Annotated in this window: 8 protein-coding genes and 1 pseudogene (1 of these 9 cut by a window edge); 5 read left to right on the forward strand and 4 right to left on the reverse strand. The window is 59.2% G+C overall.

What is annotated here, in order from left to right; genetic code table 11:
• The 5 genes in view from Q7V03_RS08390 to Q7V03_RS08410 are tightly spaced (at most 59 nt apart) and all read left to right on the forward strand, a layout consistent with a single transcriptional unit that may run on beyond the window.
• Positions 1–13735 carry the final stretch of a calcium-binding protein gene (locus Q7V03_RS08390; protein ID WP_304925147.1) on the forward strand. Its footprint begins 15257 nt before the window's first position, so only the last 13735 of its 28992 coding nucleotides appear in the window; its start codon lies off the left edge, out of view; its stop codon occupies positions 13733–13735.
• 42 nt (positions 13736–13777) lie between these two features.
• A complete protein-coding gene (locus Q7V03_RS08395) occupies positions 13778–14077 on the forward strand; it encodes a DUF3467 domain-containing protein (RefSeq protein WP_304925148.1) in 300 nt (99 codons plus the stop codon).
• Complete coding sequence (locus Q7V03_RS08400) at positions 14077–15993, forward strand: HlyD family efflux transporter periplasmic adaptor subunit (protein ID WP_304925149.1); 1917 nt, start codon at positions 14077–14079, stop codon at positions 15991–15993. Before Q7V03_RS08395 ends, Q7V03_RS08400 begins: the two co-directional genes overlap by 1 nt.
• 59 nt (positions 15994–16052) lie before the next feature.
• The gene (locus Q7V03_RS08405) at positions 16053–18143 is read left to right on the forward strand and encodes a PqqD family peptide modification chaperone (protein WP_304925150.1); all 2091 of its coding nucleotides are present in this window, start codon (positions 16053–16055) and stop codon (positions 18141–18143) included.
• Positions 18140–20161, forward strand: a complete 2022-nt coding sequence (locus tag Q7V03_RS08410) for a translocase (RefSeq protein ID WP_304925151.1) — start codon at positions 18140–18142, stop codon at positions 20159–20161. Before Q7V03_RS08405 ends, Q7V03_RS08410 begins: the two co-directional genes overlap by 4 nt.
• Here Q7V03_RS08410 and Q7V03_RS08415 read toward each other — a convergent pair.
• The 4 genes and pseudogenes from Q7V03_RS08415 to Q7V03_RS08430 form a co-directional block, all read right to left on the reverse strand.
• Positions 20149–20718: an AAA family ATPase gene (locus Q7V03_RS08415; protein ID WP_304925152.1), complete on the reverse strand. Its 570-nt coding sequence runs from the start codon at positions 20716–20718 to the stop codon at positions 20149–20151. The genes Q7V03_RS08410 and Q7V03_RS08415 overlap by 13 nt on opposite strands.
• Entirely contained in the window at positions 20715–21704 is a 990-nt protein-coding gene (locus tag Q7V03_RS08420; RefSeq protein WP_304925153.1) for a methyltransferase, read from the reverse strand. Before Q7V03_RS08420 ends, Q7V03_RS08415 begins: the two co-directional genes overlap by 4 nt.
• A gap of 60 nt (positions 21705–21764) precedes the next feature.
• Positions 21765–22511 (reverse strand): SapC family protein, encoded by a 747-nt coding sequence (locus tag Q7V03_RS08425; RefSeq protein ID WP_304925154.1) that lies wholly within the window; start codon positions 22509–22511, stop codon positions 21765–21767.
• Between the two features lie 168 nt (positions 22512–22679).
• Positions 22680–22820, reverse strand: a pseudogene (locus tag Q7V03_RS08430) (IS481 family transposase); the annotation flags it as partial.

Consider the following 22820-nt stretch of genomic DNA (forward strand, 5'->3'; position numbering starts at 1 on the left):
TCAGATCAGTTACATTAAGGCCGCAGCTGGCCGGGTGCGCATATTTGCGGATCAGTTGTCCGGCAGCGGGCTGATTGACGTGCCAAAGAACGCCAGTATCACGATCACCAGCAACTCGTTCGCACAGCTATACTTGGGTGATATCACGATTCCGGATACCAATGGCGGTATCTACTTTAACGGCACTGATGTTACTTTGGTGACAGAGGGCGGCACGACTGCCGCACAGGCGAAAACCTGGATCAATGCCGAAAACGCCCGCAACCGAAACTTCAATAACGACAACCTATCGGGGATCGGCGCATCGGATTCGACCAAAACCGCGACGTTCGACATTACGGGCGCCAGTGTGGATCGCACCAGTTCCACACCGCAAGTCACCATCAGCGTGGCGAACATCAGCACGTTTGTGAATGGCAGCACCGGTTTTACTCCCTCGCCACAGGAAATCCGCGTGGTTGGTAATATCATTGCCCGCACCAGCCATGTGTCGATCACCAATCCGTCGAATGGCGGCTCGATCACGATCATCGGTCAGATTGCGGCATCGTCCCTGAGCATCGTCTCCAAGAGCAGCATCAACATCTCTGGCGCGCTGATGCAGCACATTGGTGGCGACCCCTACGGGCAGTTTCTGTCTTCGGGTATTATGGGCGACGGCTCGCGCGCGGCGACCGATGCTGCGATCACTGCGTATCTGAACATCCAGCCCACCACGCCGTCGATCATGGCAAACCGAATTGTGATCAGCGCAGAATTTGTCAACATCAGTGGCCTGATCCAGTCTGGCAAAGAAACCTTTGCGCTGACCCTTGGTGCAAGCCAGCAAGCCCTGATCGAGCGGGCAAAGGCAAGCGGTGCCAATTATACCAACATCACCGTCGCTAATTCCGATTTCACGGTCGTTTATGACCGGCAAAATGACGCTTTGATCATCAAGGCGCTGCGTCCAACCGGCGGCTATATTGAGTTGACCGGTAATGTTATGAATACGCAGAATGGCAAGCTGGTTGCGTATTCCGGTTATCCTCAGATTTCCATTGTCAATACCATGACCCTTGCCGGCATTGACCTGACACTGGAAAGCATCGACGCAGACACCCGCGGCGACGGCATCATCATGCTGAACGACAAGGCGCGTAATCTGACGACGATCTATACCAAGCAGGCCAATGGCGATGTGAAAGTGGATCGTATCACTATCGGTTCTTCAGCGACCACGACTTCGGTTCTGACCGGCGGCTCGGCAACCTCGATCAATTACAATCCTGTCACCGGTTTTCGGTATGGTTGGACCGTAGGTGTGTCATCGCGTGTGAAAGAAACGGCACGTTGGGAAGAAAGTGGTTGGCTTGGGATTATTGATCTGGGTACCGACAATATTCCTGTCGACCCGGTAAAACAAACGCTCAACGCGGCGCTCGTGCCGAATTCAAACTACTTCTACCGCGACACTGCAAATGATGGCGACGCCTATATGTATTCGAGCAATACCGTCACGACGGAATCGACGGGCTGGAAACAGACGCAGTATAGCGTGCGCAAAAGCTGGTATGGCAAAAAAACCTATACCTATGAATATCAGAAGATCGACGGGCTGTTCACGTCGCACCTTCACAGCATCGAGGCTGATCGCCCGATTGGCATCAGCTTCCTGCACAACACCTCAGGCAATATCTATATCAACGCGGGGAGTGCTGATATTGTTGTTGCTGGCAAGCTGACCAACCTGACCGGCACCACCACGCTGATTACATCCGGGACGATCAGCACGACGGCAACGATGGGTGGCGAAAGCCTGGCCAGTGTCGGTGGCAAGACCGTCAATCTGACGGCAGGAACCGGCATTGGAACGGTTCTTGCGCCGTTGCAGGTTGATCTGGCAGATGCAATTTCGAACACCATCCTGAACGCTTCCAGCGGTGGCAACATCTACATCACGGAAGTAGACGGCATACTGAACGTCGGCACCATCACTGCGGTGCGCAATGCAGGCACGGCGCAGGAATCTCGCGGGCTGGTCTCGCTCAGTGCTGCCGGGGCCATTCTTGGTACGTCTTCCAGTTTGGTTTCCGGCGGGGCCATCGTGCTTAATTCAACGGCGGCGGCAATCGGTGCTACGGCCACCATGCTGCGGATTGATACTGGAAGCGGTGCAGCGCATACGCTGACAGGGGCCGCCGCAGGTGGCATCTATGTCGAGGAAATCACGGGCGATTTGCGGGTGTTCGAGCTGCGCACACCAGGGCAGACCGTGTCGCTGCGCATCGGGTCCGGCAGTTTGATGGATGGTAACAACAACGCTGTGGTCGATACACGCGCGGTTGAGGAATTGCTGGCATCGGTCTGGACGGATCTACAACTGACCGAAGAAACCGGCGCGGGCGCCAAGGTGCAGGAAGCCAAAGACAGCCTTTCGGCAGCCAAAACACGGGAATACCAGACCTATTGGTCTTGGCGTCTGTTGCAGGGTGACAACTTTGCCACCGTCATCGCCGACAGCCAGCAGATCATGGTGCTGAACGCCGAAGAAGAAGCGGCGCTGACGCAATCTTATGCCGAGGCGGCCTTGCCTGCTGGCACGACCTGGGCTTTGGCAACGGACAGTCAAAAAGCCGATGCACTGGTCTCTGCCGGGTTGCAAGTCGCGACGTTGAAAGTGTCGCGCACCGAGCAACTGCGCACACTTCATGCAGATTACAGCACTGCCACATCCGCGTATGACGCCACCTATGTTGCCCCGCTGAACGCCGCTGAAATTTCCAGTATCGAGGCCTCCATCAAGATCTGGACGCCGGATGAGCTGATCTATGGCTTCAGTGTCGGCCTGTTGCAGCCCGTCACCGACACCTCAACAACGATCGAGGATGCCAACATCATCGCGGGCAATCTGATCCTCTCTGTCCGCGACAACATCGGCACGACCGGGGGGCAGGTTCTGATCAATATGAACGGCACCCTGACCGATGACGAACGCGTGTTGCTGGCCGCTGCCGAACGCAAGGATGTGAATTTCCTGACCAGTGACCGCGTTGCGGCCACGGTGAATTTTGTGACGGGCAGCAATGTGATGCACCGTACCGATGGCGGCACCTGGGGTACTGCATTCAAGATCGGTGACTATATCCAGATCGAGGGCAAGACAGCCAATGCGACCGGCGAAGGGTCTTTCTACAAAATCCTGTCGATCAGCGGTGCCGACATGGTGTTTGAAACATCCGGCAAAGCGCTGTCGACACTGGAGTTTGCACAGGCCGTCACCGTTTCGGTCGTGGCGCTGAATCCGCTTGGCGACATCTTCAATGCCAGCGTAAACATTTCGGGCCATACCATCACGCGCTATGATGGCGGCTCGTTCTTGGGGCTGACGATTGGCGACAAGATCATCTTGTCGAATATCTCGGCCGGGGCAGAAGGCATTGCAGGCGAAAAACGCCCATCGCTGAACGTGAATTCATCGGCAACAGCCTATACGATTACCGCGATCAGCGGCGGAACCATCACGGTGGCCGAAACGTTGGTCGCGGAAAGCGGCCTCGGGATCACGATCAACGAAAAGGTTGATATCAAGTACGTCCAGATCCAGCTGCGCGAAGACTTCGACGTAACGCTTTCCAGCGGGGTCACCTCTACATCGGGCGGCGATACGTTCTTGGGCTCGGAATCTGATATCCGGTTGAATGTGCTAAATGTCGGCGATTCTGCGCGGATCAAGACCTCGGGGTCGATCTTTACGATTGCAGCGGATGGCGTGGCCACGATCACGGCCGTGAACGATTTGGTGCTGGAAGCCGGACAGGGCCAGATCGGCCTTGAGGAAAATCGGGTTTGGGTGAACCTGACCAATGCGACTGCAAACATCACGGTGCGGGCGCAGGGCGATATCTGGTTGGGCGAAACCGTGGGCGATATGCGCATTGCCACGATCTATTCGCAATCAGGTGCGGTCGATATCTGGGCAAAATCCGGATCCGTTGTCGACGCGATGAATGCTGATTTCGTCAACATCGAAGCCAATGACATCCGAATGCGAGCCTCGGGTTCGATTGGGTCCGCAGGAAATGCCTTCAACATCGAGGCGCGGGGCAATGGCAGCGCTGCGGGCAATGGCTGGGTTACAGCTTTTGCCGGCAGCAATGTGGTGCTGACCGAAGCCTTTGGTGATATGTGGGTGCGCAACATCTATGCGGGCGGCGATGTCACGCTGGTGGCCGCTGTGTCGATGTTCGACGCGGTTGACGTGACCACCCCATCAAGCCCGATCAGCGGCGACAACGCGATCACAACATCAAACCCCGGCACGGATATTACCGGTAACAGCATCACGCTGACTGCGCTGCTGGGGTTCATTGGTGCGGCAGGCAACGAGCTTGATCTGAACATGTCGGCCCACGGCGATGGCGTTCTGAACGCGACCAGCGCCGAGCACATGTATCTGACCGAAACAAGCGGCGATCTGTCTCTGGGACTGGTCACAGTCGCGTCTGATGCGACCGCCTTCCTGACCGCACTTACAGGCAGCATCCTGAACGCCGCCATTCTGGGGGCGTCCAACATTGCGGGCGGCAAGGCCTATCTGGTTGCTCAACAGAACATCGGGCGCAGTGATAAAGCGCTTTATTCGACCGTTGCGATGATTCAAGGCCGGTCCACGCTGGGCAGTACCTACATCGTCAACATCGGTGATCTGACGATCGGGACCATCGTAGCATCCGAAGATGCGCTTGGCATGTATGCTGGTGGCGACGCGATTGTAACGGCGCGCAGCCCGATCACCGTGGCCTCAAATGTGTCCGTGGTCGGGAACATCGTTTACACTGCTACGGAAAGCACCACGAACAACCGCGACAACATCACGGTCAACGCCGGGGTCAAGCTGACCTCGACCGGGGGCAGCATCACGTTGAATGCCGGTGACAATCTGACGGTTGCATCAGGTGCGGTGGTTTCTGCGGCGACTGATCTGCTCATCAATACCGACCATGGCGATCTGGATGGTTTGGGCGGCAATGTGACCGTCGCGGGGTCGCTCAAGGCGGTTTCAGGCGATATTCGCATCACCACCAGCGCCGGTCAGTCCGATACGGTCTCCCTGACTGGCAGTTTCACCAGCGGTGGCGATTTCTGGCTGCTGACGGGTAGCGGAAATGACGCGCTGACCTATTCTGGCACGCTTACGGCTGAAAATGTCTATCTGATGCTGGGCCGTGGCGATGACGCCGTGACGCTTGGCGGCACGATATCTGCTACGGCAGGCGATGTGGTGGTTGATCTTGGTGATGACCGTGACACGCAAGACACCCTGACGATCAGCGGTTCTGTTGTCGCATCACGCGATATCCTGATTAACAAACTGGCGGAAGTCGATTGGTCGGCAACACCCGGCGTGGCGCAGACCGTCTCTCTTGCGCGCGGCGATCTGGTCAAGGTGATCACCGACAACAAGGCGTTGATCTACGAGTATCTCGGCAGCTTCGCGACGCAGAACATCGGCGCCGCCAACTATGCCAACAGCGCCCTTTGGCGCGTGGTCGAAGTATTCGCCAATACCGGTCGGGCAACGATAACTGTGAACGCCCTTGGTTCCTTGACGGGTGGCCGCGACATTGAAGTGCGCACCGGGGGCGGGGCAGATATTTTGCGGGTTTCTGGCGCATTGAGAACCACCACCGGCAATATTATCCTTGATCTTGCCAACAGCCCGACCGCCTCGACCCAGATCATCGATCTCGACGACGGCGGTGTCTCTGCGGGGGGTAACCTTGAAATCCGCACCACCGGAACCGGCACGGCTCAGATCAGTATGATCGGGTCGTTCTCTGCGGTCGGCGATGTGCTGACCAGCACTGGCTCGGGCGCGGACAGTATTACGGCAACCGCAACCTTTACCGGTGCCAACCTCTCTTTCCTGACCGGCAGCGGCAGCGACACCATCGCGCTGACGGGCGCCCTGACCGCCACGGCGGGCGACGTGTTGTTCGATCTGGGCGATGACAGCGATGTGCTGGATCAGTTGACGGTCAGCGGCACCATCGCTGCCTCGCGCGATATCCTGATGTACAAGCTGCCGCAAACCACCCTGTCTGCGGTGGTCGGCGTCAGCCAGCCGGTTTACCTTGCCAAGGGCAACATAGTGCGCGTGACCACGGGCAACCGCCCGGCAGTCTATGAATATATTGGCGCGGCAGGCGCGTCGGTTGATCTGGGTAGTGCAATCTATTCAAACACTGCTTTGTGGCGCGAAACCACAGTGAACGCGACCAATACCGGCCGCATGGTCATCGCTCTGACCGGGGCAGGCACGCTGACAGCAGGCCGCGATATCGACATCTGGACCGGCGGCGGCGATGACAGCATCGTGGTCGCTGGCTTGCTGAAGGCGCAAAGAGATCTGCGCATTCAGACCGGCAATGGGGCTGATGTGATCAGTTTGCCAAAAGGCATTCAGACGGTCACTGGCACAGTGCTGATTGATCTTGGCGACTCCAAGATCAGAACGGTGCAAACGCTGGATATCGGCAATGGCGCAATAGCGGCAGGGACCGATATCACCATCAAAGCCAGCGGACTGGCCGATTTCGCGATGGTCGTCGCGCAAGACCTGGTGGCGGGCCGCGATCTTCTGATCCAGAGTGATCAGGGGACGGATTCGGTCAAGATCTCGGGTATTGTGACCGCAGGGCGCAACGCGACCCTGACAACCGGGGCCGGGACAGATGCCATTGAAGTCAAAGGCACGCTGACGGCAGTCGCGGGTTCTGTGCTGGTTGATCTTGGTGCCGGGTTGACCGGGGGTACCCAAACCTTCGATATTCTTCGCGGCGATATCATAGCGGGTGCGAACATCACCTTGCAGGCCGCTGGCCCTGCCGATGCCGACCTGACGGTTATTGGCAGAGTAAGTGCCGGAGGCACGCTGACTGTTGCCACCGGCTCTGGCAAAGATGTGTTGCATGTGACCAAAGACCTGCTTTCGGGCGGGGCTATGACCCTCAGCACTGGGGCGGACACTGACAAGATCACGGTGCTTGGCGATATGACCAGTACGGCAGGGTTGATCCTTGTGGATCTTGGCGACGGTGGCTCGGGCCTGTTTGGGGCTGGTTCACAGGATACGCTGGCGGTCAGCGGGTCGATGGATGCGGGAACGTCACTGACTGTCCGCAACGCTGGCAGTTACGGAGCAGTGGTTGAAATCACCGGCGACGTGACGACCGGCACGTTCGTTTTGATCAGTCTGGCCAATGGAAGCGATGCTATCACGATTGACGGCGATGTAAGCGCCGGAACGAATGTGACGCTTTCCACCTTGTCCGGAACGGATACGGTCGTTCTAAACGGGACGGTTACTGCCAAGACGGGCGCAATCTGGATGAGTCTGGGGTCAGTCACCTCGGGCACAGCCAGCCTTCGGCTGTACGGCACGTTGAACGCGGAAACCGACATTACGCTTACCAACTCTGGCACCGGCGCTGCAAGCTACCTGTTGGACAAGGCAGTGACTGCTGGCCGGGCGTTCCTTCTGGCAAGCGGATCGGGTGCTGACCTGATCGTGATCAATGATGTCGTCACAGCGACCGGGCAGACGGCCATAACCACCGGCGCGGGCAGCGATCTCGTGCGGATCACGCAAGATGCGGCACTCATTAGCCGTGGCGCGGATGTGGTGATCAATCTGGGGGCCGATGACAGCGGTGCGGACGTGTTGGAAGTGACCGGCGACCTGACGGCGTCGGTCGGGCTGCAGATTCTGAATACCGGGGCCGGATCTACCACCATGACGCTGCAAGGCAGCACTGTGACCGCGGGTCGCGGTGGCGTGACGGTTGATCTGTCCAGCGGGCAGGATCTCGTAACTTGGACAGATACCATCCTGACCAGCACCGCCTTCCTCACGGTCAAGCTGAACGACGGGAATGACCGGTTCGTGCAGGACGGCGGCAGCATCACCGTAGCGAAAGCAACGCTGATTGATGCGGGCGCCGGGGTTGATGCCGTCTATCTCGCAAACGGCGCAATCCGGTCGGCCACAACGACGTTCGAGCTGGGTGCAGATGCGGATTACCTGCTGATGCAGGACATGACCGCCCTTGGCGGCACCTCGGTCATCTATGGCGGCGCGGGCGACGATATCATCGACATCATCCGTCTACCGGGGCAGGGCCAGACCGATACACTGCTGATCGATGGCGGCGCGGACAGCGATCAGGTGAATATCCTCACGCATGGGTCGGCCACCGGGGCCATAAAGGCGGTGAACTACAATATCAAGGTCTTCGACAGCGGCGCGTCCAACCGGGGCACCGACCGTCTGGTGGTGCTGGGAACCGCCGAGCGTGATACCTTCCTCAGCCGCGAGGGCTATGTCGCCCTGCTGCATGGTACACCCGAACAGATCCTAGCGAATGCCTCGGCGCGTCCCGCCACGGCGGAACGGATCAGCTATAACTCAGCCATCGACGGTGGATTGCTGGTCAGCGGTCTGGCAGGCGACGATCTGTTCGTGTCAGATGACAACAGCACCGTCATGGTGCTGGATGGCGGCGAGGGGAATGACACCTTCCTGATCGGGCAGATCTACGGCTCGGCACCGGCGGTCGGCAGCACGTTCGGCAGTGGCACCGATGGCATAACCACAACTGAAACCACGCGTGGCTGGGTTTCGAACGGCATCCGCTACGACACGCTGATCCGCGGCGGGGCTGGTTCGGATACGTTTAACGTCTATTCCAACAATGCGTTGTTGCGCCTTGAAGGTGGCGATGCCGATGACAGTTTTGCCATCCATGCGCTGTTGCGTGCCGGAACACAGACCGAAATCAACCGCTATAAGGCAAACGGCACGGTTGAAATCGTGGGCGGCGCTGGCAACGACACCATGCGTGTCTTTGGCACCGAAGGCGCAGACGCTTTTGTGACCGCCGAAAATGGCGTCTGGGGGGCGGGTCGCAGCATCAGCCTTTCTGGAACCGAAGAGTTCATCGAGTTGGACGCCCGCGAAGGCGACGATTCTATTTTCGTGCAATCCACCGGTGTGTTGACTGCAACCCGGATCATCGGAGATCTGGGCAGCGATATGGTTTCGTTGTCCGGCGATGTGACCAAATCGGTCATCACAGGCCAGCCCTCAGGGTCTGGTTTTGGTGGCGGTGGCTTCGGGGGCAGCTTTGGCGGGTCCGGGGTAAGCTTTGCCGATCCGGCCGCGACCTCTTACGATGCCTGGATTTTGGCAGCCAGCACGACGGCTTTGGGTGCCAGCAGCCAGAGCGGAGCACTGAAAGTCTTTGATGCGGGAACGCATCAGCTTTCAGCGCTGGCGGGGGCGATCACGCTGGATGCGGCGCGAGTCTATACTCTGGGATTCCGTCAGCCGGTGATGCTGAAAGCCGAAGCCTACAGTGGCCCAAAGACGGTCACCATCACTACGCTGGAAACGACGACCAATGACTGGGTGGTGTTCTACAGCGACGGCGCAACTGCCGGTCTGAGCGGAACGATGAGGAATTCAACCGGGTTTGATGGACGGCAGCGCACGCTTGTTGCCGGGCTTGGTATGGCGACCGGGGCCGTGACGCTTGGCGTCGATGCCGATGGCAAAGGCGGTCTGATCTATCAACGCGGTGTCTCCTATAGCGGCTTCGAGACCATCGAGGTCTTGATGGGCAAAGGCGATGACACATTCGTCATCACCGACACCACGGCAACCGCCGACAGCACAGCTTTTGTCGCGACCACTGTGATCTATGGCGGCGTCGGGGCTGATACGATCACGGCTTTGAACGTGGCCGACGGCACGGCACTGGTGATCTATGGCGACAGCGACACCGCCGGATTGCGCTACAGCGATGCGGTCGGGGCCAAGAACGGCAATGGCTGGCTCTTTGATGCGACGAAAACCGCATCGGGCAACGGCGATATGATCGACGTGTCGCAGGTGACAGCCGGGGCGGCGGGCGTGGTGCGCGTCGTGATCGATGGCGGCACGGGCAACGATACGATCCTGGGCAGCCAGGGCGCCGATCTGATTGCGGGCGGCTCTGGCAATGACATGATCAGCGGCAATGGCGGCAACGATCTGTTGTTTGGCGACAGCGGCGTCTGGGTCAATCTGGCAACGCGTGCGGTGGTGGTCGAGGGCGTTTCCCAGATTACGACCGGCAAACTGTCAGCCGATCCACGCACGGCAGGGGCGGATACGATTTCCGGAGGCGCAGGCGATGATCTGATCTTCGGTGATCTGGGCACGCTCGAAAGCCAGTCGGGCAGCTTCCGATTGGGCCAGGTCTGGCTGGTTGCGGCGGCACGGTCGACCGATCTTGCCAAGGGCGGCGCGGATATCATCGATGGCGGCACCGGCAACGACATTCTGGTCGGCGGCTTTGGCGCAGACCGGATCGGCCCGATAAGCGGCGGTGGCAGCGATGCCAATGGCAACGATGTGCTGATCGGGGATTCCGCGGATATCCTTTTCCGGCAGGGCTCCAATGGGCAGCGCGCGATCAACTCGATCACCTCGACCGGCACTTTGCTGGGCGGTGCCGATATTCTTCGCTCGGGCGGCGGCAATGACATTCTGATTGGCGGCACTGGCGCGGATACGCTGGATGGCGGCGAAGGCGCCAACATCCTGACCGGCGATCATGCGCTGATCACCTTTGCCACGACCAGCATGGACCAGATTGTGATTGGGGTGGAAACCCTGATGGCGACGACCGATGGCAACGACTCTCTCGTTGCGGGCAACGGCGCGAACATCGTGCTTGGCGGCTCCGGGCTTGACCTCGTGACACTGGGCAATGGCAGCAATGTGGTGATCGGCGACAATGCCCGCATCACCAGCACCGCCACGGGCACCAAGCCCGCCGGCGCGGCGATGCACATCATCACGTCAATTGTCAGCCTCAGCGCGACCTTGGGCGGGGCGGATACCATCACGGCCGGCACGGGTGCGAACATCGTCATGGGCGGTGTCGGCGCGGATAGCATCACACTGGGAAACACCTCTGTGACGCAGGGCGCCAGCATTGTGGTCGGGGACCACGCCACCTTGACCTTCGACCCGGCAAACGGCGTCGCAACCCGGATCGAAAGCACGTTCTCGGGTCTGGGTGGGGCTGATACCATCACGGTCGGAAACGGAGCGGCGATCATTGTCGGGGGCGCTTACGCCGATGTGATCACGGCTGGAAATGGCAATGCTGTCATCCTTGGGGATGAAGGCGTGTTGATCGGCTTTGCCGCAGCGGCAGCCGTCGGCAAGGCTCCGATGACGTTGTCGAGTGTGACCACTGTCGTGGGCACCAACGGCGGGGACGATATCATCACAACAGGTCTTGGCAGTGCGCTTATTCTGGGCGGTGCGGGCGGAGATAGCATCGTCACCTCGGCCGGGGCTGCAACCGGCACGGCAGCCGGGGCGAACATCATTCTGGGCGATCACGGGCGGGTGGTCTTTGCCAATCCGCAGACTGGTGCGAATCTGCCGACTTTGGTGGAAACGCTGTTCTCGACCTCGGGCGGGAACGACGTAATCACGACAGGCGCGGGCAACGACCTGATCATCGGCGGCACAGGTGCCGACCGGATCAGCAGTTCGGCGGGCAACAATCTGTTGTTTGGCGACCATGCGAGCATCTCTGGGACGATTGAGCCGACACGCTTCCTGCAGATTTCCGCAGGCTATGCGATCCAGTCGACGTTCACCGGCGCAAGCCATGGCGGCGGCGCGGATGTGATCAACGGTGGCACCGGCGATGATATGATCGTGGGCGGCCAAGGCGCTGACACGATCTACGGCGGCGCCGGGGATGATGACATCATCGGCGGCCACTATCTGACGGCGGCTATGGCCACCTCGGTCAGCGCGACGGCCTCGTCGGATGGCGGCGACCTGATTGATGGCGGCGCGGGACATGACGTGATCCTCGGCGACAGCGGGTCCGTGATCCGGTCCGCGACCGATGTGCGCACACGGACGATAACGGGAGCCACCACGGTCAGCACGCTTGCGCAGGCCAACCCGGAGGGCCCGGCGCGGGGGATCTGGTTGTTCACCTCGCCCACCATGGTCGCCTCGACCTATGGCAACGACTACATTGCGGGCGGGGCTGGCAATGACATGATCTTCGGCCAAGCCGGCAATGACGTGATCCAGGGCGACGGGTCGCTGGACCTCAATCGCAACGGCATCGCGGATTCTCTGGAGAATTTGGGCGTCGGTGCCTGGAGCGGTGCCGCAGCCTATGCAAAATTGGTGGCATGGAAGGCCACAAATGCGGTGATCAACGGCCAGTCCTCTGCCACGACCTCGGGTGGCGCGATGCTGCTGGAGGCCGCTGCGGCAGGCGGGATGCTGGACTATGCCTACGGCTCGATGGGCACGCCTGAAATCACCGGTGCTGGTGGCGGCGCGTTCCTTGCGGTCAAGGCGTCGGTGCTGGATTTCAACGGTGTCGGCACCGACGGCGATGACTACATCGAGGGCGGCTCGGGTGCCGACGTGATCTTTGGCAATGGCGGCCAGGATGATATCATCGGCGGGTCTTCGGGCCTGTTCGGTGGGTTGGTGTCGGTGGCAGCGAACCTAGCCGGAGCGGATATACTGTTCGGCGGGTCGGGTGCGCTGAACGAGACCGCCCCGGCGACGGCGGCAGACGGGCGGGCCCGCGAAGGCAACGTCGTGGTGGCGGGCAATGCCAATGTGCTGCGCCTTGTCAACGGCGGGGCCGTCCAGTTCGTCGATCAAAGCGTGTCTGGAACCACGTCCAAGGTCATGCGCCGGTCTGTTGAACTGCTGGACAGCGCAACCGCCAACAGTGCGAACCTGACCTATATGCTGGCGGCAAGCGCGCAGGACATCATCGTCAAGTCGACGCTTGGCGATGTGGCCTACGGTGTCAAAGGCGCGTCACAGATGGCCGTGAACCGCACCGGAGCATCCGTGTTGTCGGCCAAGGTATCCGGAGTGGACGTGACCAAGCTGAACGGCACCTATGGCCGCAGCACCCCCACGGCAGCCCAAGTGGCCTTTGCCAGCCAGTCAGTGAAAATCACCGTAGGTTCGGCGCTGACCGCCAGCGGCACGCGAGGTGTCTCGACCTACACCTACAACGCGACCAGCAAGGCCTTTGAGGCGGTCACTGCATCAAATCGCAAGGTGACGACCGGAACATCGAAGCTGACTGAGCTGAAAACGGCGAGCGGCGTTCTGTTTGCCTATGTCGATGACAAAGGTGGGTTCTGGATGGTCCCGACAGCGGCGGTCGGCACGCCGTCGTCAAGTTCGGGTGGTGCAACCACGACGCCAGCTGCGACGGGTTCCGGCACCACATCGACAGTTCCCGAAACGACGGCTCCGGTCCTGACGGCCTATCAACGTTTCTTGGCTGCGCGCAATGCGGCCACTACGACAGTGGCAGAAACAACCAAAGCGTCCACCACGACCGAGCCAGAAACCGTCACCGTAACGACAACGCCCGAAGTGGTGGTCACAGCGGCGGTTGAAGAAACCACCGTCCCGGTCCTGACGGCTTACCAGCGCTTCCTCGCGGCGCGAAATAGCGCTGCCACTGCGGTGGTTGCAGAGTCTTCTAGGTCAACGGCGACGATCGTCGAGGAACCCGTCGTATCGACACCCGAGGTCGTAGTTGCTGCAACGCCTGTGGTTGTGGTGGTAACGCCTGCTCCGGCCCTGACTGCCTACCAACGGTTTCTCGCGGCGCGCGCTGCCCGGTAGATTGTAATGAAACACAATGAGCAACGGATCATGAAGGGTGCCATGAAGCACGACGAGCCAAGCAGAACCGAAACCAGCCGCACTGGCGTGGTAGAATGGTATGACGACAAGATGGAAACGTCGTTTTCCAACGTGATCAACGTGCAGGCCACGCGGGAGCAGATCGAGATTTTTTTCGGAATCACACGCAGCTGGAACGCAGACGCAGACAGCGTGATGCGTATTGATCTCAACCACCGTCAGATCCTGACGCCCTATGCGGCCAAGCGGTTAAGCCGTGTCCTTTCAGACGTGCTGAACACTTATGAAAGCCGTCATGGTGTGTTGAAGGTCGATGAGTGATGATCGGGTCGGCACCGCAGGCCTTCACCACTGGAGACGCGCACGCGCCGCAAGGCACGCAACCGGATGGTCTTGACGCACTGCGCTTGCTTCAGGGCCTGATGCAGACGTCTTCAACGGCTGATCTTGCACGCGATTGGGTGGCAGTGATGCTGCCGCGTATGGATGAGTTGCGCGGCGTCGGGCTGCATTTTCTAACGGTGGTCGGGTTTGAGGCAGAGACTGGCAACACGATTCCCTATGCGCATCACCCTGTAAACCGCCTTGAAGGCCAACCCTTGTTGCAAGCATTGGCAGATGCATCCGAACGCGGCCAGATTATCGTGTCCGGCAGATTGCCGAGTGCGGCGCAGGATCAGGGACATAAGCTGACGGCGTTTGTCGTCCCGGTGCTGGTCGAGGGCAAAACCGTGGGGGCGGTCGGGGTCGAGGCTGAGTTTGCCGATCAGGCCGCGATGGCCCAGCTTCTGGCATTGGTGCAATTGAGTGCGGGCTGGCTGCAAGACCGGTTTCGCGCAGACAGTATTGCCCGCTCTGGACGCAGTTACAACACTGCTGCGGCGGCACTCCATACCGTGATCGCAGTGGCTGAACGGCCCGGATATCTAGAGGCGGCACAGGCGGCCGTGACGGATCTTGCGCAAAGGTTTCGCTGTGACCGTGCCTCGCTCGGGGTCCACAGGCGCGGCCAAACCCGAGTTCAGGCGATTTCCAACGCTGCACAATTTTCACGTAATCTGCGGGATGTGCGTGACATTCAGGCGGCGATGGATGAAGCTATCGATCAGGAAACCGCGATGCTGTGGCCGCTGCCTGTTGGCGCGGGCGGCCCCTTGTCGGTGGCGCATCAAGCGATGAATCACAATCTTGGCGGAGCTAGCATCTTTACGGTGCCGATGTTTGATGGCGTGGCCTATGTCGGCGCGATGGTGTTCGAACGCCCCAAGGCCGACCCGTTTCAACCCGCCGAGGTGGAAATGCTCGAAGCCATTGTTACGGTGATCTCACCCATTTTGGTGGAAAAACGGCAGAATGATCGCTGGCTGATCACCAAGGCGCTGGAGGTTGTACAAAATCAGGCACGCGCTCTGATCGGGCCGCGCCACTTCCTGCGCAAGGTGATCGTCGGTTCCGTTGTTTTGGGGCTGGTCTTGATGGTGACGGTGCACCAAACGCTGACAGTTTCGGCCAATGCCTCGGTCGAAGGATCGACTCAACGGGTGATTGCCGCGGGCTTCGATGGTTTCATCGCGGCGGCCAATGCGCGCGAAGGCGATCTGGTGACCCAAGGGCAAGTGGTGATCCGGCTGGATGACCGCGATCTGGTGTTGGAACGCTTGCGGTTGACGACGGTGAAACAGCAAGAACAATTAGAGCTGGACAGTGCGATTGCGGCGCGCGACCGCTCGCAGACCGGCATCCGCGAGGCGCGCATCCAGCAGGCAGATTCGCAGATTCTGTTGATCGACAATCAGCTAGAGCGATCGCAACTGCGCGCCCCCTTTGACGGCTTGGTGATTTCAGGCGATATGAGCCGGTCTATCGGCGCATCGGTCAGCCGGGGCGAGCCATTGATGAGCATTGCGCCGATCGCTGATTTCCGGATCATACTGAAAGTAGATGAACGCCAGATAGCCAATGTTGTGGCGGGGCAATCCGCCGTGCTACGGCTGACGGCGCTTCCGGACCGGGCTTATCCTTTGCACATCCGATCGGTCTTGCCGATTGCCGAATATGGCGAAGGACGCACCACATTCCGCGTCGTGGCCGCACTGGACGCGGCCGCACCCGAACTGCGTCACGGGATGCAGGGGGCGGCCCGGATCGAGATCGAGCGCAGGCCGATGTATGTGATCTGGTTCAAACCGGTTGCGGATTGGCTGCGCATGGCACTCTGGACAAACTGGCCAGTATAGGGATGGCGGGGCCGTTTCTTTCGGGTGATTGGTACCGAGTGGCCGCATTGAAGCCACGGGTGCGCCGCCAAGTGGATTTTCACCGCCAGATATTTCGTGAAATGATCTGGGTGATCGTGCAGGATCATCAGTCGGGCAAATTCAACCGACTGACCCCGCAAGGTTATTATTTGTTTGGCCGCATGGATGGCGAACGCACTTTGCAGACGCTTTGGCAGGATGCCTGCGACCGTTTTCCGGATGATCCCCCGACGCAGGGAGACACCATCCGGCTGCTAAGTCAGCTGTATCAGGCAGATCTTATTGCCGCCGACACAACACCTGATTTGGCTGAACTGGCCAGCCGATCACAGCGCCTGAACCGTCAGAAAACGCTGGCCCATTTTCGCAATCCGCTCGCCCTTCGCTTGCCACTGCTGGACCCGAACTCATTTCTGGATCGCACAAAGTGTCTGGTCGCCCCGATCTTTACCAAGTGGTTCATGGCATTATGGGTCTGTTTTATCCTGATGTCGCTGGTTCTTGTGGTGTTCAACTGGCCAGCATTGACCCAGAGTGCCGGGGACAAAATCCTGGTGGGCTCAAACATCGCATTGATTCTGTGCGCCTATCCGCTGGTCAAGGGATTGCATGAACTTGGGCACGCCTATGCCACGAAATGGTGGGGGGGCGAAGTGCGCGAGGTTGGCTTGATGCTGCTGATCTTCATTCCGGTGCCCTATGTCGATGCGTCACAAGCCACGGCCTTCGGATCAAAATGGCAGCGCATCGCAGTTGGGGCTGCGGGAATACTGGTAGAACTGACTTTGGCGGGCATCGCACTGATCTTCTGGCTTAGCGCCGAACCGGGCATTGCGCGGGCCTTTGCCTATAACGTGATGCTGATCGGGGGCGTTTCGACGCTGCTGTTCAATGGCAATCCGCTGCTGCGGTTTGATGGTTATTTCATCCTGTCAGATCTGCTGGAAATTCCCAATATGGGGCCACGCGCCAATACGTATTTCTGGTATCTGTGCCAACGCCACCTGCTGCTTAACAAAGATGCGGTCAACCCGGCAACCTCGGGTTCCGAACCGCCATGGCTGGTGATCTATGCTGTCACGTCCTTTGTGTATCGGCTGATGATCATGGTGGCGATCTCGCTGTTTATCGCAAGCCGCTTCCTTGTGTTCGGCCTGTTGCTGGCGGCTCTCAGCATCTTTACGGCGCTGGTGTATCCGATCATCAAGGGAGCGTATTTCGTGTTGTTTTCACCGTCGCTTGGCCGCACACGAGGCAAGGGGATGCTGGTCTGTGCCGGGCTGTTGCTGGTGGCACTGCTGGCACTGTTTGCGGTTTCCATGCCCTATGCCACCGTGGCTCAGGGCGTGATCTGGCCGGATAAGCGGGCAATTTTGCGGTCCGAAGCCGAAGGGTTTGTGGCCAGCGTGGATGTTGGCTCAGGCCAAGCCATTGCGGCAGGAGCGCCGGTTCTGCATCTTGCAGACCCTATACTTTCCGCGCGAATTAGTGTCGCTGCCTCCAGCCTGCGGCAACTGGAACTAGAAGCACAGGCCACATCTTTGCTGGATCGAGTTCAAGCCAGTATTCTGCGCCAACAGATTGCGTTTGCCCGTCAGGAACTGACCGACTTGCACCTGACCGAAGCCAACCTGATCCTGCGCGCACCACATGGCGGCAATATCTATTTGCCAAATATTGAGGATCTGGTCGGGCGTCTGGTGCGCAAGGGCGAGGCTGTCGGATATGTTTGGCCGGTCGCAGCACCGACCTTGCGTCTTGCCGTTGGGCAAGATCAGGCTGAACTGGTGCGCAACCGCACACAACACATAGATTTTGTGCTGCAACGTGACAGAAGTCACTCCTATCCCGCGATTCTTACGGGTGCGGTGCCCGAAGGCTCAATGATTCTGCCATCCAAGGCGCTCGCCACCAGTGCTGGCGGTGATATTGTATCTGACCCCAATGACCCCGAGGGGCTGCGCGCCGTTGAAAGCCTGTTTCAGTTTGAGATTGCTCCAGTGGAGGCTTTGACGGGGGCAATGATCGGCGAACGTGCAGTGGTGCGGTTTGATCATGGCGCTGAACCCTATGGCTACCGGGTGCTGCGTGGGCTGCGCCAACTGTTCTTGCGGCATTTTAATCAATGACGGTGCCAGCCCCGCACATTGCTTCGCAAACACCATGGGCGCTGCCGGCGATCTGTGTCTATCCCGAGCGCGTCCAGCCCGAGATCTCGGAGTTTGACCGCATTGCGCGCTCTGTTTTGGCCTATGTCGCGCCGGTGTTGGCCCAATTGCCGCCGGTGCACAGTCGGGCCGCAATTGTTCGGGTCACAGAGTCCGCAGGCGTCGATCTTGTAGCATTGTCCGATGCCGCCTTGCGCGAGCATCTGCGCGGGTTGCGCCCAATTCTAAGTCGAGCCCTGCGCCGGACGCGACCAAAACGGAAGACTGTAGCCCTTGCCTTTGCCGCGATCCGCGAATGCGCCGATCGCACCCTGAAACAACGGCCCTTCGACGTACAGATCCTTGCGGCATGGGCAATGTTGAACGGCACCATAGCTGAAATGCGGACAGGCGAAGGTAAGTCGCTAACTGCCACGCTGGCGGCAGGCACCCTCGCCCTTGGGGGCGTGTCGGTTCATGTGATGACGGTGAACGATTATCTGGCCCAACGTGATTATGACAGCTTTGCGCCGCTTTATCATGCGCTTGGTTTGACGGTGGGGTTGGTGCTGGAAGGCCAGACCCCAGACCAGCGCAGGCGGGCATACGCCTGTGACGTGGTGCACTGCACCGCCAAAGAGATCGTGTTCGACTATTTGCGCGATAGAGGAAGCCTGCGGACCCACCCCGGCAATCTAGCCCGGAAAGTTGACCGCATTCTGGTGGGAGAAGGCGCCCCGACCAGTGGGCTGGTGATGCGGGGCCTGACGGCGGCGATCATCGACGAGGCAGACTCGGTACTGATTGATCAGGCTTGCACGCCCTTCATCCTGAGTGGCGGCGTCACTCATCCCGGCGGCCTTGCGCCCGACATTCTGCGAAGGGCGATGCTGGCAGCCCGTGATCTGACGCTTGGCCGTGACTTTCGCGTGCTGGCACGGCACCGGATTGCCGAACTGACAGATGCAGGCCGTGACGTGCTTGCCCAGACCCTTAGCCAAGCGCAAGGGCCGCTGTCGGTGGCGGCAATTCGGGAACATGCGGCGACGCAAGCGTTGAACGCGTTGCATGTGTTCGAACGGGACCGCGATTATCTGATCGAGGCAGACAAGATTAAGATCATTGATGAAAGCACGGGGCGCGTCATGGGCGACCGTACTTGGTCCGAGGGGCTTCACCAGATGGTCGAGTTGAAGGAGGATGTGCCGCTGACCCATCTGTTCGAGACCATCGCACGAATCACGCTACAGAAATTCTTTCGCCGCTACATACGGTTGGGGGGGATGACCGGCACGGCTCGCAGTGCCGCGCGCGAGTTGTGGGATGTTTATGGGATGCGTGTGCGTCGCATCCCAACCCGTCTGCCCGACCAAAGGATATGGGACAAAGCCGAAGTTCACGCGACACTGGGCGAGAAATGGGCCGCGATCACCGGACATGTGCAACAGCTTCAGGCCCGTGGCGCACCGATTCTGATCGGAGCAAAGACCGTCGGGGGGTCGCAAGATGTCAGTGACGCCCTAAGGGAAGCGGCGCATCAGGTTTTGAACGCCCATAACCATGCGGAAGAAGCGGCGATCATAGCTCAGGCTGGATTGGCGGGCAGGGTGACCGTTGCAACCAACATGGCGGGGCGCGGCACTGATATTAAGCTCACACCCGAGGCGAAAGCTGCGGGGGGGCTCCATGTCCTCCTCACAGAACTGCACGACAGTCGCCGGGTTGATCTGCAGTTGTCGGGTCGGTGCGGACGCCAGGGCGATCCCGGTCGTGTCATGCATGTGCTCAGTCTACAGGATGACATTCTGGCGCGGCGAGGCGCGGCCATGCGGGCCGCAGCGCGGTGGACACACCGGGCTGGTTGGCCGCGCATAACGTTGGCGCTTTTGCGGCACTGCCAATCTCGCGAAGACGCGCGGCAAGCAAAAGTCCGGGTTGATCTGCTTGTCCGCGAGCGGCAACGCGACGTGCAATTGGCGATTTCGGGCTATACCGAATAGCTAAGTTGCACCTGCTCGACAATGTGGCGGATCTGCGCCGCAACACTAGAAGCATCGCGGCTCGCATCAATCAGATCGTCCGCAAGCGGCCGCACCCGCGCCGCCTGTTGTGCCAAACTCGGGGCTATGATGCGCGGATAGGCAGCCAGATATCCGCTTAACCAACCTGTCAGGTCGGTCACAGAGTCCCAATCACCGCCCGACACCGTTTCATCTATTTTACGCGCTAGGGCGATATCGGCTGGGCAATCCAGCCAGATTGAACGGGAAATAAGACGGGAATGATCGGGAACCGCCCGCCCCAGCGGTGTTTCAAACAGCACCAGGCGATCCTGACAGGCAGCCTTCAGATGATCAACCAGCGCCGCAGGCACCATTTCCGCCAGAGGCATCCCACGCAAAATCCAGTCCTCGATCTCGGCAACGGATCGATCCGTCATAGTCTCATGCGCGTCAAAATAGACGGCGTGCAGCGTCATCTGGCTTAGAAGACTGGCAATAACCGTTGATTTGCCGACTCCAGGGGGACCGCTGATGGCAATGATCGGAAAGCTCATGCGGCGCGCTCCGTTGCCGTTGTGACGAACCAACCCATGTCCAGCAAAACCGGGTGGACCGTGACCTGCGCTGACGGCCATGCTGCGCGCAAGGCCTCTGCGTAGGTGTCGGGGTCACGATAGAAAGGCGAGAATACAAGATTGGCGGTGCTGCTGAAGGGAAGTTCGTGAAGATTGGCACTGGTGTAGGCGCCCCGTTCCAGAATGACGATCCGACCAGATCGGCCAACATACCGGGCTGCACGCGCCAGCAGCTCGGCGGCCTGCTCTGCGGGCCAATCGTGTAGAACCGATTTGAACAGGATCACATCCGGGGCCCCGCCCGCCTCGATCCGCCAGTTCATCCTGCGCATGTCACCGGGCAGAAAACGCAGTCGATCACCAAAATGGGCGTTCTCGGGATCGGCACGACCCAACGCACAGACGCCCGGCAGATCAAGGATCGCATATGAAATTCCCGGGTGGCGTCCCAAAAGATGGCGCGCAAATGCCCCTGCGTTTCCGCCGACCTCTAGCACTAGACCTGTGTCGGGCAGCGAAACCTGATCCAGTAAACCGGGTGCTTCTGCATCGGTCAACGCCGCAACATAGTTCACCCAGCGTTGTGTGTGGGCACGCGCTGCCGGATCATCCTGCATTGCGGAATCATAGTCGAAATAGCGGAAGGTTGATGATTTTTCCATGAAAGTGTCGGCGTCTTCGAACAGATCTTCGGCGTGCCGTGCCACATCTGCGGCCGCAAGCCGCAAAAATCCAACGCGGGCCTGCAACTGCTTGGCATGTGTCTGCCAAAGCAACGCGAACCGATCGGTCAAGGCGAAATCATCAGATCTCATCACCCTGATCTCGCGCAGGATTGCCACCAGAGGCGCAGGCGGGGGTTTGGCCCGACCGCCCGATGCCAACACCGCGATCAGCCCCGAGCCGATCGCCACATCCAGCGCAATCACTCCCAGAAAGGAGCTAAGGCAATTTTCAACGGTCATCGGAGGAGCGATCATATGCAAACGCCCCTCCAAGGGCTAATTTTGGCGATGTAGCCTGAATCAGGCTGCTGCTGTCTCAGGCGCGTCGACCACATTCAGGTGCTGCGTCATCGCGTTGATGTTGTTCAGCGATTGCAAATGCAGATAGCACAATTCCAGTTCGTCGTTCTGGAACATCTCGGACAGTTGTTCTTGCGGGATGGCCTTCAACTTGTCACGATTAATGGTAAAAAATCCCGCCAGCGACCCGGTTTTACCGTCTGGCAATGAAAACCGTGCCTGAGCTGGATCGAGGACTTTCAACTCGACCAATCGTTTACAGAACAGCTTGGTGCGTTCGTATTGTCCCTGATAGCTGGAAACAAAGTTCAGAATACCCGAAAGATATTGCGTGCGGGCGCCCTCGCTATCAAATAAACGCTCGCCCTTGCCTTCTTTGTTCAGGCCTTCATACTCTTCGTCAATACACAGCGTAAAGCTGCCCTTGCCTTCGGCTTCGGCAAAGACGAAGGGGTATCGCCGCAGGAACGCGGTGACATATTTGCCCTTCCAGGCGCCGTCTTCTGCGACAAAGATGTTCTGGCCATCTTGAAAGCCCAAGATCACCGATGGAAAAACGGCTTCTGCAGTGCCTGCAAATATAATGGTAAATTCAGGTGCTGCTGCTGCAAACTCGGCCGCTAGAAGCGGTGAAGAATTTACAGCCTTAGCAAATCCATAGCTCTTTCCAGATTGAACTGACCAGTTGCGATGCGACTCAGATGAAATTGGCGTTGCACGCTCGTAAATCAACAACTGTTTAGACATACTTTATCCTTGCTTGAATAAGATGGTGCCGCGAAATGACCGGCAACTGCTTACCAAGCGTTTATCGCAAACGGAACTTTCATTCAAGAGCCAGCGGTGTTGTGATATTTCAAGCGGCGGCTTTCGCAAGGCCGCACAGCCGATTTAGCCGCACAGCCGATTTACTTGCTAGCCATCGCGTCCCGGCAGGTTACGCGGTGATTTGACGAAGAGATGGGGGTGGGACTTGTGCCCGTCCTTCATGGCCTGCATCGGCGTTCGGCTCCCAAGGGCTGACTGCGGCAACTGCGTGTTGTAAAGTATCAGGTA

The sequence above is a fragment of the Cypionkella sp. genome (assembly GCF_030652235.1).
Lineage (GTDB): Bacteria > Pseudomonadota > Alphaproteobacteria > Rhodobacterales > Rhodobacteraceae > Cypionkella.

Coding starts and splice junctions, on each gene's coding strand:
- Q7V03_RS08395 (WP_304925148.1), top strand. CDS start 13,778: ATGAAGCACGACGAGCCAAGCAGAACCGAAACCAGCCGCACTGGCGTG.
- Q7V03_RS08400 (WP_304925149.1), top strand. CDS start 14,077: ATGATCGGGTCGGCACCGCAGGCCTTCACCACTGGAGACGCGCACGCG.
- Q7V03_RS08410 (WP_304925151.1), top strand. CDS start 18,140: ATGACGGTGCCAGCCCCGCACATTGCTTCGCAAACACCATGGGCGCTG.
- Q7V03_RS08415 (WP_304925152.1), bottom strand. CDS start 20,718: ATGAGCTTTCCGATCATTGCCATCAGCGGTCCCCCTGGAGTCGGCAAA.
- Q7V03_RS08420 (WP_304925153.1), bottom strand. CDS start 21,704: ATGACCGTTGAAAATTGCCTTAGCTCCTTTCTGGGAGTGATTGCGCTG.
- Q7V03_RS08425 (WP_304925154.1), bottom strand. CDS start 22,511: ATGTCTAAACAGTTGTTGATTTACGAGCGTGCAACGCCAATTTCATCT.